Genomic DNA, 15,081 nt, shown 5'->3' with positions numbered 1-15,081 from the left:
TAATTCTTATGATACGTATCACACAATATATCTTACCGCTACTCTTCGGCCTCTTGTTGCTTTCTTGCAATAAGGACCAGCAGAGCCAGCAAACGAATCAGGAGGAGCAGGAGACGCCCCGCGTGGCTACGCCCTTTGTGGCGGATAGTGCTTACAACTTTGTGGCCAAGCAGGTCGCCTTTGGGACTCGCGTCCCAGGATCTCCGGGACATACCGCTTGTCTTGCTTGGATGAAAGAGCAGCTGACGCAGTACGGTGCCACGGTCGTGGAGCAGAGCTTTGAGGCGACAGCACATGACGGGACGAAGCTCCCGCTGACCAATCTGATCGCTTCGTACAATCCTTCTGCCTCGCAGCGTATCCTCCTCATGGCGCACTGGGACACACGTCCCTGGGCGGACAAAGATCCTAACCCCGCCAACCATACGCAGCCGATCCTTGGCGCAGACGATGGTGGTAGTGGCGTAGGCGTTCTACTTGAGGTAGCTCGGCTACTAGGCAGTGTCGCACCGCCTCAGACGATCGGCGTGGACATCGTGCTCTTCGATGGAGAGGACTATGGTGCTTACTCTGACGAGGAGAGCTGGTGTTTAGGCTCTACCTACTGGAGCAAGAACCCGCACGTGGCTGACTACCAAGCGATGGGTGGTATCCTACTAGATATGGTAGGCGGGCGTGATGCGACCTTCTACTGGGAGTACTTCTCCAAGAGTTACGCACCGCAGCTACTTACGAAAGTGTGGAGCAAAGCGGCCGAACTAGGCTACGGATCCTACTTTTACCAAGCTGACGGTGGGGGCTTGACCGATGACCATGTGCCTGTGATTCGCAATCTCGGCATCCCCTGCATAGACATTGTCAATTACAATCCACGGAGCGAAGAGGGCTTTGCCCCCTATTGGCACACACTACAAGATAACATGAGCAACATCTCGGCAGAGACGCTAGGAGCTGTCGGGCATACCGTCATGGCGGTGCTCAAAGATCTAGATGCTCACTGATTAGACTCATCAACTTATGACTATAGACGAACGACAAGAGGAGCTCATCTCACAGTTTGAACTGGTAGACGACTGGATGGATCGCTACCAAATGATCATCGATCTGGGCGACCAGTTGGAGCCTGTCGATGATGCAGAGCATACGAGCGAAAACCTCATCGACGGCTGTCAGAGCCGGGTGTGGATCATCATCGCTCCTCAGGAAGACGGCACGCTACACCTCAAGGCCGATAGCGATGCGCTCATCACCAAGGGCATTGCCGCCATGCTCCTCTACTGCTACAATGACCAGCCCGCACAGGCTATCGTAGAGACACCACTCTACTTCATTGACCGACTGGGACTCCAGTCACACCTCTCACCGACACGAAGCAACGGGCTTCAATCGATGTATGAGACGATCAGACGACGTGCTCAGGAGTTTCTGAGCCACTAAGAGATAGATTATGACCCCTTTTAGACAGATTGATGTAGCCGACCGCTCCACAGTCTTTCCTTATATATATTATGCTGCAGAGCCTATCTGCGATATCTCCTTTGCCAATCTTTATGGCTGGGCGGTGCAGTACGAGACCTCGTGGGCTATCGGTGGCACACAGACGCTGGTGATCCGCTTTCGCTCCCCACGCCGAGACCACCCCGTATACCTCTGCCCCTTCTGTCGTGACGACAACTCGTGGACGATGACCATCAAGGAGCTCATGGAGATCTCCGAGCAGGAAGCTTACCCACTCGTCTTCATGGGCGTGACTTCGAGTTGCAAGGAGCGACTGGAGAAGCTCTTTCCCGACGAATTTGTCCATATCCAAGACGATGACTACATCGACTACGTCTACCTCAAGGAGAAGCTCGCACGGCTCAATGGCAAGAAGCTTCAGTCGAAGCGCAATCACATCAACCGCTTCGAAGCTACCTACCCCGACTACCGCTACCTGCCCATCACCACAGACGATCTGGAGCGTGTTGCACACTTTGCCAATGAATGGCTAGCGCACGCCGAGGAGACAGGCGAGCCTGACCCCAGCCTGCATGTGGAGCGCAAGGTCATCCAGCGATTCCTCGACAACTACGAGGCGCTGGAGATGCGTGGCGGTATGATTGAGATCGGAGGCGAGATCGTTGCTTTTACCCTCGGCTCGCCCATCACGGAGGATACCTTCGATGTGCATATCGAGAAGGCGCGCACCGACATCGACGGTGCCTATACGATCATCAACCGTGAGTTCGCTCGCAGCATCCCCGAGCAGTACACTTATGTCAATCGGGAGGAAGACCTCGGGCTACCCGGCTTGCGCCAGGCAAAAGAGTCTTACCGTCCTGAGGTACGCCTCGTGAAGCACACCTGCGTGTGGCGTCGCCCAGAGTGGGCTGGTGAGCTGGAGACCTAACCATGAGACTAAAGGCAGAGACGCAACGACTCTACGAGGAGATCTGGCGCACCACCTTTGGGGATAGCGAGGAGTTCATCGCGCTCTATAGTCGTACTACCTTTGACCCACATCGCACCCATCTGCTTACCGCTCTAGACCAGAGCCGTGCGCTCAGTCATGTGCAGTACCTTCCCTACCTGATGCGCTACCATGACCAATGGTGGCGTGCTGGCTACATCTCAGGCGCAGCCACCGCGAGTGACCAGCGGGGCAAAGGACTCGTACAGCACCTCATGCAAGCGAGCCACCAGCAGATGTGGCGAGAGGGTTGTCTCTGCGCCTTCCTCATACCGGCCGAGGAGTGGCTCTACCAGTTCTACCGCCAGATGGGCTATGCCACGCTCTATGGCAAGCGATGCACCCCCACGCCAGAGGCGAACCCCTCAGACCTCCCATCTATTGAAGCTTGGCAGCACTACCGAAGTTGGCAGGCCGCACTCGCCGAGCAACACCCTACCGTCACGCATAGTTACCATCAGTGGCGCACGCTCCGAGAGAGCTTAGCACTTGAGGGCGGAGGTGTCGGCACGATCGGAGCAAGGACCTACTATTATTATAGAGATGCCAAGGAAGAGACGAAAAGCGTCCTCGCCATCCCCCCAGCAGAGGAGCCAGCCGACGGAGCCTTTGACCTGTTCGCACCCTTTGGTATGTTGTGCCCACTGCGCATCGCTGAGTTGCTAACGTGGGCTATCGAGCTTGGCGTACTAGAAGAGGATCCGCTCCTCCCCGCTGCGCTTTATCACGATGAGCAACGTATCGTCTTCGACCTGCTCGATGAGCAGATCCCGACGAATAGCGGTCGCTACTGCGTCTTGCGCCAGCGTCGCCAGCTACTCTTCGCACCGCGTCCTAACGATCGTCTCATCAAGCCTCTGACACCCGACCAACTGCTCGCAGCACTGCCCACCCTCCAGCATACGTTGGTCTACGCGATGATGGAGTGATCCCCCATTTCCTAGATAAAAGCCTTTAGCGAGAGAGAGTCTGAGAGCGACCTTGTAGCTTTCCGGCAGATTGCCGTGTTGTGGTCGGATTGTTACGAAGCGACGAGCCACTTCCAGTGCCGAGGGGTTGCGTCTGAGTCTTGCCCTGCTTGTTGTCTTGGTTCTTCTCCTGTTCCTTAGGAGGAGCGCCTATCTCTACATTTTCGCCACGCGCTCGCGCCTCTCTCTCCTCGGCACGTGAGGGGAGTCCCATGATTTTACGCTCACGATCTGTCGGATTCCAGCGCTTACCGTAGCGCTCTCGCATACGCTGCGCGTACTCAACGTTGAGATCGCGCTTTTCTGTTCCTGTGTTAGCACGACTACCTTCTCCCTCAGCTTGCTTATCTCCCTCCAGCTCTTTCGGACGCTGCTCTGCTAGGGGCGTACCATCGTATGCCCACTTCTGCTCCGTGGCAAAGCGAGCCTGTACATTCACCGTCTGAGGCAGATAGCGCACAGGCTCAGGAGGAGTCGCTGGGTAGACGCCCCCATCCCAAGTGCCATTGCCATTAAGGTCCACATAGAGCTTGAGGAAGTAAGCCCCAGGAGCCAGCTCCGTAAAGGTGACTAAGCCTGCACTATCGGGCTGAGCAGTCGCCAGCACCTCCTCTTTACTACTGAGTAGGTAGACGTAGAGCGGACTCTCCGTGGGGTAGCCTGTGAGCGTGACTGCGAGAGAACCCATTTCGGCCGCAGAGGCGATCTTGAGATCCTTCTGTGCCGGAGCACTGACACCACCATAGAGTCCCGTTATGGCAGCGGTATCTACGGTGAGTCGGTAAGTAGTCCCAGGCTCTTTGGCAAAGTCTACCAGCCATCGGCAGCGTCGTATGCTGTCAGGTCGTAACTGGCAGGAGATCGGCTGTGGTACCGAATCGACCAACTTAGCGAGCTGTACCAAGGTCGTGTCAATGTCCAGGATCGGCACATCGTAGCTAATCCAGAGGGAGTCACGGGTCGTCTCTTTGTTGATATCATCGAGTGAAAGGAGCGTGACAGCACTTAGATCATTCTTTGGATCTGCTAGAGCGGTGGAGTCACTCGCCTGAGTGAGGCTGTCGGTAGCCGTCTGAGGTGCGGCTATCTTCGGGCGCTTCTTAGGCTTAGCTTTAGCCTTTGCCGCTTGAGCTCTAGGGGCTTGTAGCGTCATCGTGTCGAGCTTATTGATCGGACTACCTATCGAGTCAGTCGTAGGATAGGCAAACGCCACCACTACGGAGTCTCTCGCCAGTGAGTCGTGAGGCGAGAGCCAGTAGACGAGACTCTTACGATCTGTCGAGAGATCAGGATAGTAGCTCGTGGCGGTCGTCAGGTAGTCTGGCGAGAGGATTGTAAGCTGTGGCAGCGTATCAATAGGCTCTGTAAAAGTCGCCATGAGCGACATCGAGTCACGTCTCGTAAGTCGCTCGAGACGGATAAGATTCGTCTTCGGACGTGTCAAGAGGAGCACCAGGTCGTTAGGCAGGTAGACGTAAGGCGAGACGCTGTCTGTCGCCGCCGCAGTACTGTCTGCCGATGCTGTAGGCTCGTCCCCCTTAGAGAGCAAACTATCTGCAGTCGCTCCCAGCGAGTCGGCTGCACTTTGCAGTGAGTCGGCCGTATTTTGAAGCGAGTCCACCTTTGTCTCCTTTGTTTCCTTGGCAGGCATGAGAGCCGAGCGGTGTACCACCTCCGTGCGGAAGCTGTCGGGCGTGATCGCAAAGCTCTCGTTCGGAGCGTTGTAGCTATAGCTACGATCCATGTCAATGAGCGCGATGGCGTAGTAAGCTCCGTCTCGTACGTTCTCTAGGGTAAAGCGTCCCTGATCATCCGTATAGGTCATGCGGGTCATCGGACGGTCTAGCGTATCCACAGGGAGTGGCGTCGCGTAGACACCCGCTAGGATACGAGGCACCGGCTGTAGCGTGTAGGCATCAAGTACTTGCCCCGCCACCTGCATGGTGTCTAGGTAGTCGCCCGTACTAAAGGCGTAGACATACTGCTCGATGTAGTTACCCTCGTTGTAGTCCTTGATGGCACGATTGAAGTTGATCGTGTAGGTCGTGTTCGCGATGAGGCTATCTTGATAAGTGATGACCAGCTGCTTCTGATTGACCAAAGCCTTCGGCGGGATGCGCTGTGGTGGCGAATAGATCACCTTATCCTCACCTCGCTCCAACTGTATGTACTCATCGAAAGTGATGCGCACACGATGCGACGTAACATGCGTACTACCCTCCTCAGGCGTGCAGCGCACTACCCGAGGCGGGGTCATATCGTAGGGTCCTCCCTCTGGCGAAGATTGCTTGGCACACCCCACAGCTCCTAGGATGAGGAGCAGGAAGGTGACTAAAAGCGTAGAGAGCTGCTGGCGCGGATGAGACATATACGGTAGTGCTATATAGCTTTAGATAGTTCCCTCACGGAGCAGTTGTGGTGTATCGCCCGTGCAGTCGATGATCGCCCCATGACCACCAGGAGCCACGCCTCCATCGATGATCAGGTCCACCAAATGCCCGTAGTACTCCTCGATGAGCTCAGGATCGGTCAGGTAGTTCGTATCGTATCCCTCTGGCAGGTCTGGCAACGAGCCCGTCAGGAGCGGCTCCTCCAGCTCCTCCAGTATGATCCGTGTCACGGGATGCTTGCAGAGCTGCACGCCCACCTCCTTGCGTTGGCGAAAAGGCGTCGGGAGCGTCGTCGTCGGAGGCAGTATATAGGTAGCTGGCTCGTACTCACCCGACTTCATCAGGGCAAAAGTATCGTCTCCCAGCTTAGCATACTGAGCCACCTCGCCTAGGTCTTGGCACATGATCGCCAAGGTGTGACGCTTGCTGTCTACCCCTTTGATCTGGCAGACCTGCTCCACGGCACGCTTCTTCAGTGCCGAGCAACCAAGCGCATAGCCTACACCTGTAGGGTAGATAATGACTCCGCCACTCTCCAGGCATTGGACCACCTCACGCACCACAGTGTAGTCGGGGGTGTCCGCATAGATCTTCGTTAGCATAGTGTATTAGAGTGCATAGAGGTAAGCGATCTCCTCCGCCCAGAGCTCAGGCACGGGCGTCTCTAGGACGATCGGGATGTTGTCTAGATGTGGATCGTCCATCAGCATTTTGAAAAGGTCTGTACCCATAAAGCCCTTGCCAATAGACTCATGACGATCCACACGAGTACCCAAGTCCTTCTTGCTATCATTCAGGTGGATGGCGCAGAGCTTGTCGTAGCCGATGATGTCGTCAAAGGCTTGCCACATAGCCGTGTAGCCATCGGCCGTACGTATCTCATAGCCTGCCGCCAGCGTGTGAGCCGTGTCGATGCAGACGCCCACACGACTAGTATCCTCAACGAGCGAGATGATGTAGGCGAGCTGCTCGAAGGTGTAGCCCACGTTGGTCCCTTGACCCGCCACATTCTCCAGTACCAGCTTAACCCCCTCCGACTCGGCCAGCACGGCATTCATCTCAGCGGCTATGTACTCCATACACTGCTCCTCAGAGATCTCCTTGAGGTGGCTGCCTGGGTGAAAGTTGAGCAAGCTCAGCCCCAGCTGCTCACAGCGATGCATCTCATCGATCATCGCATGGCGACTGCGCTGACGCTTGGTAGCGTCCGCATTACCTATATTATATAGGTAGCTCGCATGGGGTAGGATATGCTCGCGCTGTATGCCCACCTGGTCACAGTTGGCGATAAACGCGTCGATCTGCTCCTCAGTATAGGGTTTAGCATTCCACTGCCGCTGGTTCTTGAGAAAGAAAGCGAAGGCACGCGCGCCCAGTTCGCCAGCACGTAGCGGAGCCTCCTCCACGCCACCAGCTGCGCTCACATGCGCTCCGATATATTTATTAGGATGTTTGGTATAGCTCATGATGAAAACAGTTAGTCGTATAACCCTAACTCTCGCAAAGATACAGAAAAAGCAGCGAGCTATCCTCTCCTCCGAGTAGCCTCGACCTCGTAAATCCCCAAAATGAAAATAGCCCCCTGCGCACTGCAAGGAGCTATTCATAAGAGTGATGTATCACTTGTGACCTCGGAGGGGCTCGAACCCTCGACCCACTGATTAAGAGTCAGTTGCTCTACCAACTGAGCTACGAAGTCAATCCTCATTCAGGCGAGTCACCAGCGACTTCCTTCCTGAACCGTGATGCAAAGGTACAACTTTTTCTGAACAATGCAAGCGTTTGCCCCACTTTTTTTTGCCTCGAGCTGAAATCTCTCCCGAATCTTCTGCTGTCACACTTGAACCTGAAGCTCTATCCTACATAAAAATAGACTGTTAGGAGCTAGATACTGCAAGCTTCCCTACAAATAGAGACTGTTGACTTTGCAATAGTCTCAAATAAACTCAATGCCCCAACGAGTAGCCACTTCCGTGTGTCCCGACATCATTCGTCGCAAGTACAAGAAGCTCGCTCTCCAGGTGGGGATTTTGGAATGTCCACGTGGGAAAGGAAAAATTCTTCCGAAGTTTCATTTCATTCCTCCGAAGTTTCATTTCATTCCTCCGAAGTTTTATTTCTCTCCTACGTGGAGAATAAAAGATAGCCACGTGGGGATGTGACATTTCCCACGTGGCTATCGTTAGTAATCTGGTTTGATATAATCCGTCGCGTTAGGCTTCCTTGCCGAGGAGTATCTCGAGACACTTAGCCGCTGAGTAGGCGACAGGTGTACCTGGGCCGAAGATAGCTGCCACGCCTGCCTTGTAGAGGAAGTCGTAGTCTTGCGCTGGGATGACACCGCCGGCGGTGACGATGATATCAGGACGTCCGAGCTTGCGTAGCTCCTCGATGACCTGCGGGATGAGCGTCTTGTGTCCTGCTGCCAGTGAGCTGACGCCAAGGATGTTGACGTCGTTCTCGACAGCCTGACGAGCACTCTCCTCAGGAGTCTGGAAGAGAGGACCCATATCGACGTCAAAGCCGCAGTCAGCATAGCCAGTGGCTACTACCTTAGCACCACGGTCGTGACCGTCTTGTCCCATCTTAGCTATCATGATACGAGGCTGACGCCCCTCACGCTGTGCAAATTCCTCGGCAAGCTGCTTAGCATACTCCAGCTGCTTGTCATGTCCTGACTCTTTTGAATACACGCCACTGATCGTTCTAATTACTGCACTATATCGTCCGACGACCGCCTCACAAGCGTCGGATATTTCGCCTAGCGAGGCACGTAGACCTGCTGCCTTGACAGCCAGCTCTAGGAGGTTGCCCTGCTTGGTGCGTACGCACTCGGTGATCTCCTTGAGAGCCGCCTGTACAGCCTGCTCGTCACGATGAGCGCGTAGGTCCTCTAGACGAGCTACCTGGCTCTGACGTACGGAGGTGTTGTCGATCTCTAGGATCTCGATCGGATCCTCGTGCTCTAGGCGGTACTTATTGATACCGATGATCACCTGCTGGTTGGAGTCGATACGAGCCTGCGTACGTGCGGCTGCCTCCTCGATACGCATCTTGGGGAGACCGGTCTCGATAGCCTTGGCCATACCACCGATCTTCTCGACCTCTTGGATATGCTCCCACGCTCTGTGAGCGATCTCGTCCGTGAGGGTCTCTATATAGTAGGAGCCACCCCATGGATCGATAGAGCGGCAGACCTGCGTCTCCTTTTGGATGTAGATCTGCGTATTACGAGCGATACGCGCGGAGAAGTCGGTCGGCAAGGCGATCGCCTCATCGAGTGCATTGGTGTGTAGCGACTGCGTGTGACCGAGAGCGGCAGCCATAGCTTCGATACAGGTACGCCCCACGTTGTTGTAGGGATCCTGCTCGGTGAGCGACCATCCAGAGGTCTGGCAGTGCGTACGGAGCATGAGCGACTTAGGATTCTCAGCACCAAAGCTCTTGACCACCTTAGCCCAGAGCATACGCGCAGCACGCATCTTAGCGATCTCCATAAAGTGGTTGACGCCGATGCCCCAGAAGAAGGAGAGACGTGGCGCAAACTTGTCCACAGGGATGCCTGCGTTGATACCAGCGCGGAGGTACTCGATACCATCAGCGATGGTGAAGGCGATCTCGATGTCGGCCGTAGCACCAGCCTCCTGCATGTGGTAGCCGGAGATGGAGATGGAGTTGAACTTAGGCATCTTCTGAGAGGTGTACTCAAAGATGTCGGCGATGATCTTCATCGAGAATTCAGGCGGATAGATATAAGTGTTGCGCACCATGAACTCTTTGAGGATATCGTTCTGAATGGTACCAGCCATCTCCTCGAGCTTAGCACCCTGCTCTAGTCCAGCATTGATGTAGAAAGCGAGGACAGGCAAGACGGCTCCATTCATCGTCATGGAGACAGACATCTTGGCTAGAGGGATACCATCGAAGAGCACCTTCATATCCTCCAGCGAGCAGATAGAGACGCCCGCCTTACCCACATCGCCCACGACACGTGGGTGGTCAGCATCGTAACCACGGTGTGTCGGGAGGTCGAAAGCGACTGATAGTCCCTTCTGACCACTCGCTAGGTTACGACGGTAGAAGGCGTTACTCTCCTCAGCCGTCGAGAAGCCAGCGTACTGACGTATGGTCCACGGACGGAACGGGTACATCAAGCTATACGGGCCACGAAGGAAGGGGGGCAGACCCGACACGAAGTCGAGGTGCTCTAGCTCCTCTATATCGTCAGCCGTGTAGACCGGCTTGACTTTGATTTGCTCTGGCGTAGTCCAGTTCGCCTCTAGAGCATGCTCCTTGCCCCACTTAGCGGCATCGGTGCGTCCAAACTGAGAGTGACTCAGGTCAATCTCTTTATATAATGGCTTTGTCATTTGTGTGTGTTTCTTAGAGGGTTACTACGCTAGTCCAAAGAGCTCGTTGAAGTGCTGTAGAGTCTCCAACACGTTACTACGGACATGAATAAAGTGCTCGATGCCGAGAGCCTGCAGTTGCTCCGTACAGGCGGGATTGCCCGCTACGACAAACTGCGCTCTACCGTCGAGTAGACGGAACGCCTCAGGAGCGTAAGTCTCATACTCATCGTCACTAGAGCAGAGCACCACGATGTCTGCCTTAGCAGCGACAGCTGCGTCGATACCCTCTTGGACTGTCTCAAAGCCGAGGTTGTCGATGAGCTTGTAACCGGCACAGCCGAAGAAGTTGCCCGAGAACTGTGAGCGAGCAAGTCTCATGGCTAGATTACCAATCGTCAGCATGAAGACGACAGGCTGCTTGCCACGCTCCGTCGTCAAGCGTAGCTCCTCAAACTGATTAGCACCACGGTCGAAGTTGAGGGGTTGTAGACCCTCTTGCTTTTCTCCAGCAGAGCAGCCGCACCCCGTTGTGATGACAGCGGGCGTCGCGAGCTTCTCGTGAGCAGTCTCCGTGAAGTTCGGGAATTCGTTGGTACCCAGTAGGGTCTCCTTGCGCTTTGCGACCGCTGCGTGACGCTCTGTATTGGCCTCCTGGAGGTCACGCTGTAGTGCGCCCGTGGTGACAAAGCTCTCGAAGCCACCCTCGCTAGCGCTGATCTCGCCAAAGAGCTGCCAAGCTTGCTCGGCGATCACATTGGTCAGCGTCTCTATGTAGTAAGAACCAGCAGCGGGGTCGACAACCTTGTCGAAGTGGCTCTCCTCGCTTAGGAGGAGCTGCTGATTGCGTGCGATACGCTCGGAGAAGTCGGTGCTCTCCTCGTAAGCAATGTTGAAGGGTAGGACCGTGATCGAGTCGACACCGCCCAATGCGGCCGACATCGTCTCCGTCTGTGAGCGGAGCAGGTTGACATAAGCGTCATAGATGGTCATATTCCACTGCGAGGTGGTAGCGTGCTGGCAGATCTTAGCCACATCGCCCTTGTACTGGTCGCCATGCGCTCCGATAATCTCGGCCCATAGCCAGCGTGCCGCACGGAACTTGGCCATCTCCATAAAGTAGCTCGAGCTAATGCCGAAGTGGAACTTGATCCTCCGAGCGATCTCCTCGACCTTGTGACCACGAGCCACCATCTGGTCGAGTAGCTCAGCACCCCACGCGAGTGCATAGGCAAGCTCCTTGACGATGCCCGCACCAGCGTTGCTCAGCATCGAGGCCTCTACGATGTAAAGGCGCATCTGTGGGATAGGCTTGGCAATGTTGTAGAGCTGCTCTAGCGTGTCGTAACGCTTATCGTCGACGACGCCCTTCATCAGCTCTCGCTTGAAGGGGTTGTACTCGATAGCACCTCTTACGGCTGCGCCATCGATCTTATGCTTCTGCACGTAGGCGACAAAGAGCTCTGCCAGCTCGACCGTACGAGAGATACAGGTTGAGAGATTGATCTCTACGGCCGTCAGGTCTATTCCCTTGAGGAGTGTCTCTAGGGTCTCGGCAGAGAGGATCGTCTTAGAGATGTTGAACCCGAGGGAAGTGACTCCCTTGTTGAGTATATCTAGCGCCTTAGCGTTCGCCTCGGCGGGATCCTTAACCTTAATGTCTTGGCGTACGAGCCACTCATTGTTTAGCTTCGTCGATCGCACGTAGGGGTATTCACCAGGTAGTGCTAGACGTGAGGCATATTGAGCGATGTCTTCGCGTCTGTACATAGGCTGTAGGTTAAAGCCTTCAGGCGTACGCCATACGAGCCGCTTGTCAAAGGAGGCACCCTTGAGATCGACTGTGACTTTCTCCAGCCACTGCTCTTTGCTTACGGGGGGAAAGTCCCCAAAGAGCCGTTCTCTTTTATTTGCCATATCGTATATATGTGTGTGTTGTGTGAATTGATTCCGCAAAGGTACAACAAAGAGGACTCTCTCCTATCCGATAGAAGCTAGTCGACCATGTTGCTATCCGCAAAGATAACTATTTCTATTCAATAGAGCGTCACCCGAGCCTATTATCATCACGATGATAGAGCCAAAGACTATAGATCTACGAAGCTCTTGCGACGCAAGACGAAGTCGCGTCCGAGGTACTTCTCACGCACGAGAGCGTTCTCGGCGAGCTGCTCGGCCGTACCCTGAAAGAGTACCTTGCCCTCGAAGAGTAGATAAGCACGATCGGTGATGCTGAGCGTCTCATTGACATTGTGATCGGTGATCAGGATGCCGATGTTGCGCTGCTTGAGCTTAGCCACGATAGTCTGTATGTCCTGCACAGCAATCGGGTCGACACCCGCGAAGGGTTCGTCGAGCATGATAAACTTAGGGTCGATAGCAAGACAGCGAGCTATCTCGACACGCCGACGCTCACCTCCCGAGAGTCTATTACCCTGGTTGGTGCGCACCTTGTGAAGTCCGAACTCATCTATCAGCATCTCCAGACGCTCGTGCTGCTGGTCCGGTGTAAGCGGCGTCATCTCTAGCACCGCCTTGATATTGTCCTCTACCGAGAGCTTTCTAAAGACCGAAGCCTCCTGCGCTAGATAGCCGATTCCGAGGCGGGCGCGCTGATAGACTGGGAGCTTCGTGATGTCCTGCTCATTGAGAAATATCTTACCCCCATTAGGTACGACCAGTCCCACCGTCATATAGAAAGTGGTCGTCTTGCCCGCACCATTAGGGCCTAGCAGTCCGACGATCTCCCCTTGGCGCAGCTCGATAGAGACATCGTTGACCACGGTACGACTGCGGTAACGCTTCACCAGATGTTCCGTACGCAGGAGTCCCGTCTCACCTTTGTGGCGATCAGGCGAGAGTGCCTCAGCGGTATCTATAGTGTCTGTCATAAGCTATACAAAAAGTAAGATGAGTAGCTGTGCGGTGATGATACGGACGAACATGCCTAGCGGGTAAACCGTAGCGTAGGCGACCGTGTGCTTACTCCCCTTGAGTCTATCGCCGACCACCTCCAGAGCCATCGGGTTCGCCATGCTACCACACACCACCCCGCACATAGTAGCGTAGTCCCCCCGCTTGCGACGTAGCATATACCAGCCGACCAGCAGGATCGGTAGCACCGTCAGCAAGGCGCCATAGCCGAGCCATACCAACCCTTGAGTACTAAAGAGTATATCAAAGAAGCCTGCGCCCGAAGAGAGCCCCAGACAGCCAAGGTAGAGGATCAGTCCCAGCTGTCGTACCAGTAGACTAGCACTATTGGTGATGTAAGTAGTCACATGCATACGAGGGCCGAAGGCTCCCATAAGGATACCGATGATGATACCGCCACCAGCCAGCCCCAGACGTATAGGCATGCTCACACCAGGGATATAGAAAGGTATCATACCGACGAAAACGCTGATGAAGAGACCAATGAAAAGCCCCAGCAGGTTGGGAGCGTCCAAGTCCTTGATCTCGTTGCCGATTTTTGCCGCAACCGCATCGGTAGCCTCCTTGGTACCCACCACGGTCATACGATCTCCCAGCTGTAGGTGCAGGTCAGGCGAGGTGAGCAGCTCGATACCTGCACGATCGATGCGCGTCACATTGACTCTGTAATCGTTGCGTAGGTGCAAGGCACTGAGGCGCACGCCGTTGTACTCCTTGCGTGTGAGGACGAGCCGCCTAGAGACGAGACTCTGGTCCACACTATCCCAGTCAATGTCGGAGCGGTTCCAGTCCTTCTCGACTTTTTTGCCAAAGAATAGCTCTAGCCTAGGCACCTCGCGCTCGTCCGAAACGATCAGCAGGCGATCTCCCTCCTGTAGCTGTGTCGAGGAGTCAGGAGATAGTGCCTTGCCGTCACGCCATATACGACTAATCACAAAGGAGGTCTCAGCAACCCGTGAAATCTCCGAGATCGTCTTGCCGACGACCCCCATGTTCTTCACTTCGTACTCACTAAAGAAAGCAGCACGCTCCTCCTCGTCAGGCTGCCCCTTGGCACGTCGCTTCGCTAAGGGAGCTAGTATATAGAGGGCCAGTATGACACCCACCACACCAAAGGGATAGGTGATCGCACACGCCAGAGCCATCTCCGCGAGCAGACTCTGCCCCTCAGTACCGACGCTCGGCAAGCTACTCTGGGCCGCAGCTAGTGCCGGCGTATTGGTCGTAGCCCCTGACAAGACACCTACCCACTGACTGATGGGTAGCTCCGAGACGAAGAAGAGACCCACGACGAGTAGCAGATCAACCGCGGCGATGAGGAGCGAGTCGAGATTGTCCCGTATGCCACCCTTCTTGAGTGAGGGGAAGAATGCGGGCCCCACCTGAAGACCGAGGGCGTAGATAAAGAGGATCAGCCCAAAGTTCATCCCAAAGTTTAGTGTCCCCGCCTCTAGCGTGATACCCCAGTAGGAGAGGAGGATGCCGACAAAGAATACGAAGGTCACCCCCAGTGAGATACGAGCTATGCGGATACGAGCTAAGAGCAACCCCACCAGAGAGACCAGTGAGATCACAATAATCGATTGAGGCACCGACGGTATGACGAAGAGTTCGTTGAGAAAAGCTCGCAGACTATCCATACATGTAGCTAGAAATAGTAGGTCAGCCCCCTACTTGGGGAGCCAGGCAGATGGGAGCGCGCATCGTCTAGACAAAACGTCCCAATAGTCACGCAAAGATACACAGAATCAAATAAACAGCACATACGACTAACTTACACTTCGGGGCTGACGCATCATAATCGCTCTGTCAGGAGCTACACATAAGGACCAGCGAGGCATAGATCAGGGTACTATATATAATGTGGCCGCCCTAATTTCTAATCTCTAACCTCTAATCCCTATTTACATATCTTTACGGGGAAATTCGTCCGATCCCCTCCTTTCTCGAATATCCACGTGGGAAATCTCAAATCTCCACGTGGATATTTT

General features: G+C 54.8%; 11 protein-coding genes and 1 tRNA gene. 4 read left to right on the top strand and 8 right to left on the bottom strand.

The genetic code is table 11. The features are described from left to right. Positions 1 to 8 precede the first annotated feature (8 nt). The 4 genes from RDM37_RS05660 to RDM37_RS05645 are packed head-to-tail and all read left to right on the top strand — an operon-like array spanning position 9 to position 3,378. Positions 9 to 1,001, top strand: coding sequence for a M28 family peptidase (locus RDM37_RS05660; RefSeq protein ID WP_308555767.1), 993 nt, complete (start codon positions 9 to 11; stop codon positions 999 to 1,001). Positions 1,002 to 1,017: 16 nt separating this feature from the next. Then, the gene (locus RDM37_RS05655; RefSeq protein WP_298889675.1) at positions 1,018 to 1,437 is read left to right on the top strand and encodes a SufE family protein; all 420 of its coding nucleotides are present in this window, start codon (positions 1,018 to 1,020) and stop codon (positions 1,435 to 1,437) included. Between the two features lie 10 nt (positions 1,438 to 1,447). Beyond that, positions 1,448 to 2,389, top strand: a complete 942-nt coding sequence (locus tag RDM37_RS05650; RefSeq protein ID WP_308555763.1) for a phosphatidylglycerol lysyltransferase domain-containing protein — start codon at positions 1,448 to 1,450, stop codon at positions 2,387 to 2,389. A gap of 2 nt (positions 2,390 to 2,391) precedes the next feature. After that, positions 2,392 to 3,378 carry a GNAT family N-acetyltransferase gene (locus RDM37_RS05645; protein WP_308555761.1) on the top strand — a complete coding sequence of 329 codons (987 nt, stop codon included), beginning with the start codon at positions 2,392 to 2,394 and terminating at the stop codon, positions 3,376 to 3,378. A 25-nt stretch (positions 3,379 to 3,403) separates the two neighbouring features. Here RDM37_RS05645 and RDM37_RS05640 read toward each other — a convergent pair whose 3' ends face one another. The 8 genes from RDM37_RS05640 to RDM37_RS05605 form a co-directional block, all read right to left on the bottom strand. Further along, positions 3,404 to 5,785, bottom strand: a complete 2,382-nt coding sequence (locus tag RDM37_RS05640) for an Ig-like domain-containing protein (protein WP_308555759.1) — start codon at positions 5,783 to 5,785, stop codon at positions 3,404 to 3,406. 21 nt (positions 5,786 to 5,806) lie between these two features. Then, positions 5,807 to 6,409 (bottom strand): L-threonylcarbamoyladenylate synthase, encoded by a 603-nt coding sequence (locus tag RDM37_RS05635; protein WP_308555757.1) that lies wholly within the window; start codon positions 6,407 to 6,409, stop codon positions 5,807 to 5,809. 6 nt (positions 6,410 to 6,415) lie between these two features. Beyond that, complete coding sequence (gene nfo, locus RDM37_RS05630) at positions 6,416 to 7,273, bottom strand: deoxyribonuclease IV (RefSeq protein ID WP_308555755.1); 858 nt, start codon at positions 7,271 to 7,273, stop codon at positions 6,416 to 6,418. A gap of 160 nt (positions 7,274 to 7,433) precedes the next feature. Continuing rightward, a tRNA-Lys gene (locus RDM37_RS05625) sits at positions 7,434 to 7,506 on the bottom strand. Positions 7,507 to 8,020: 514 nt separating this feature from the next. Next, complete coding sequence (scpA, locus tag RDM37_RS05620; protein WP_308555753.1) at positions 8,021 to 10,177, bottom strand: methylmalonyl-CoA mutase; 2,157 nt, start codon at positions 10,175 to 10,177, stop codon at positions 8,021 to 8,023. Positions 10,178 to 10,201: 24 nt separating this feature from the next. Next, a complete protein-coding gene (mutA, locus tag RDM37_RS05615; protein WP_308555751.1) occupies positions 10,202 to 12,073 on the bottom strand; it encodes a methylmalonyl-CoA mutase small subunit in 1,872 nt (623 codons plus the stop codon). Positions 12,074 to 12,243: 170 nt separating this feature from the next. After that, positions 12,244 to 13,047, bottom strand: a complete 804-nt coding sequence (lptB, locus tag RDM37_RS05610) for an LPS export ABC transporter ATP-binding protein (RefSeq protein WP_308555749.1) — start codon at positions 13,045 to 13,047, stop codon at positions 12,244 to 12,246. A gap of 3 nt (positions 13,048 to 13,050) precedes the next feature. Further along, complete coding sequence (locus RDM37_RS05605) at positions 13,051 to 14,730, bottom strand: putative transporter (protein WP_308555747.1); 1,680 nt, start codon at positions 14,728 to 14,730, stop codon at positions 13,051 to 13,053. Positions 14,731 to 15,081: the final 351 nt, after the last annotated feature.

Origin of the sequence: uncultured Porphyromonas sp. (assembly GCF_902489635.1) — a bacterium.
Lineage (GTDB): Bacteria > Bacteroidota > Bacteroidia > Bacteroidales > Porphyromonadaceae > Porphyromonas.
The sequence above is the reverse complement of the archived record's forward strand: the minus strand, read 5'-3'. Positions and strand labels throughout refer to the sequence as shown.

Excerpts from the sequence above, each read along its gene's own strand:
- RDM37_RS05640 (WP_308555759.1), bottom strand. The coding sequence starts at position 5,785 with ATGTCTCATCCGCGCCAGCAGCTCTCTACGCTTTTAGTCACCTTCCTG.
- RDM37_RS05635 (WP_308555757.1), bottom strand. The coding sequence starts at position 6,409 with ATGCTAACGAAGATCTATGCGGACACCCCCGACTACACTGTGGTGCGT.
- scpA (WP_308555753.1), bottom strand. The coding sequence starts at position 10,177 with ATGACAAAGCCATTATATAAAGAGATTGACCTGAGTCACTCTCAGTTT.
- lptB (WP_308555749.1), bottom strand. The coding sequence starts at position 13,047 with ATGACAGACACTATAGATACCGCTGAGGCACTCTCGCCTGATCGCCAC.
- nfo (WP_308555755.1), bottom strand. The coding sequence starts at position 7,273 with ATGAGCTATACCAAACATCCTAATAAATATATCGGAGCGCATGTGAGC.
- RDM37_RS05650 (WP_308555763.1), top strand. The coding sequence starts at position 1,448 with ATGACCCCTTTTAGACAGATTGATGTAGCCGACCGCTCCACAGTCTTT.
- mutA (WP_308555751.1), bottom strand. The coding sequence starts at position 12,073 with ATGGCAAATAAAAGAGAACGGCTCTTTGGGGACTTTCCCCCCGTAAGC.
- RDM37_RS05655 (WP_298889675.1), top strand. The coding sequence starts at position 1,018 with ATGACTATAGACGAACGACAAGAGGAGCTCATCTCACAGTTTGAACTG.
- RDM37_RS05605 (WP_308555747.1), bottom strand. The coding sequence starts at position 14,730 with ATGGATAGTCTGCGAGCTTTTCTCAACGAACTCTTCGTCATACCGTCG.
- RDM37_RS05660 (WP_308555767.1), top strand. The coding sequence starts at position 9 with ATGATACGTATCACACAATATATCTTACCGCTACTCTTCGGCCTCTTG.
- RDM37_RS05645 (WP_308555761.1), top strand. The coding sequence starts at position 2,392 with ATGAGACTAAAGGCAGAGACGCAACGACTCTACGAGGAGATCTGGCGC.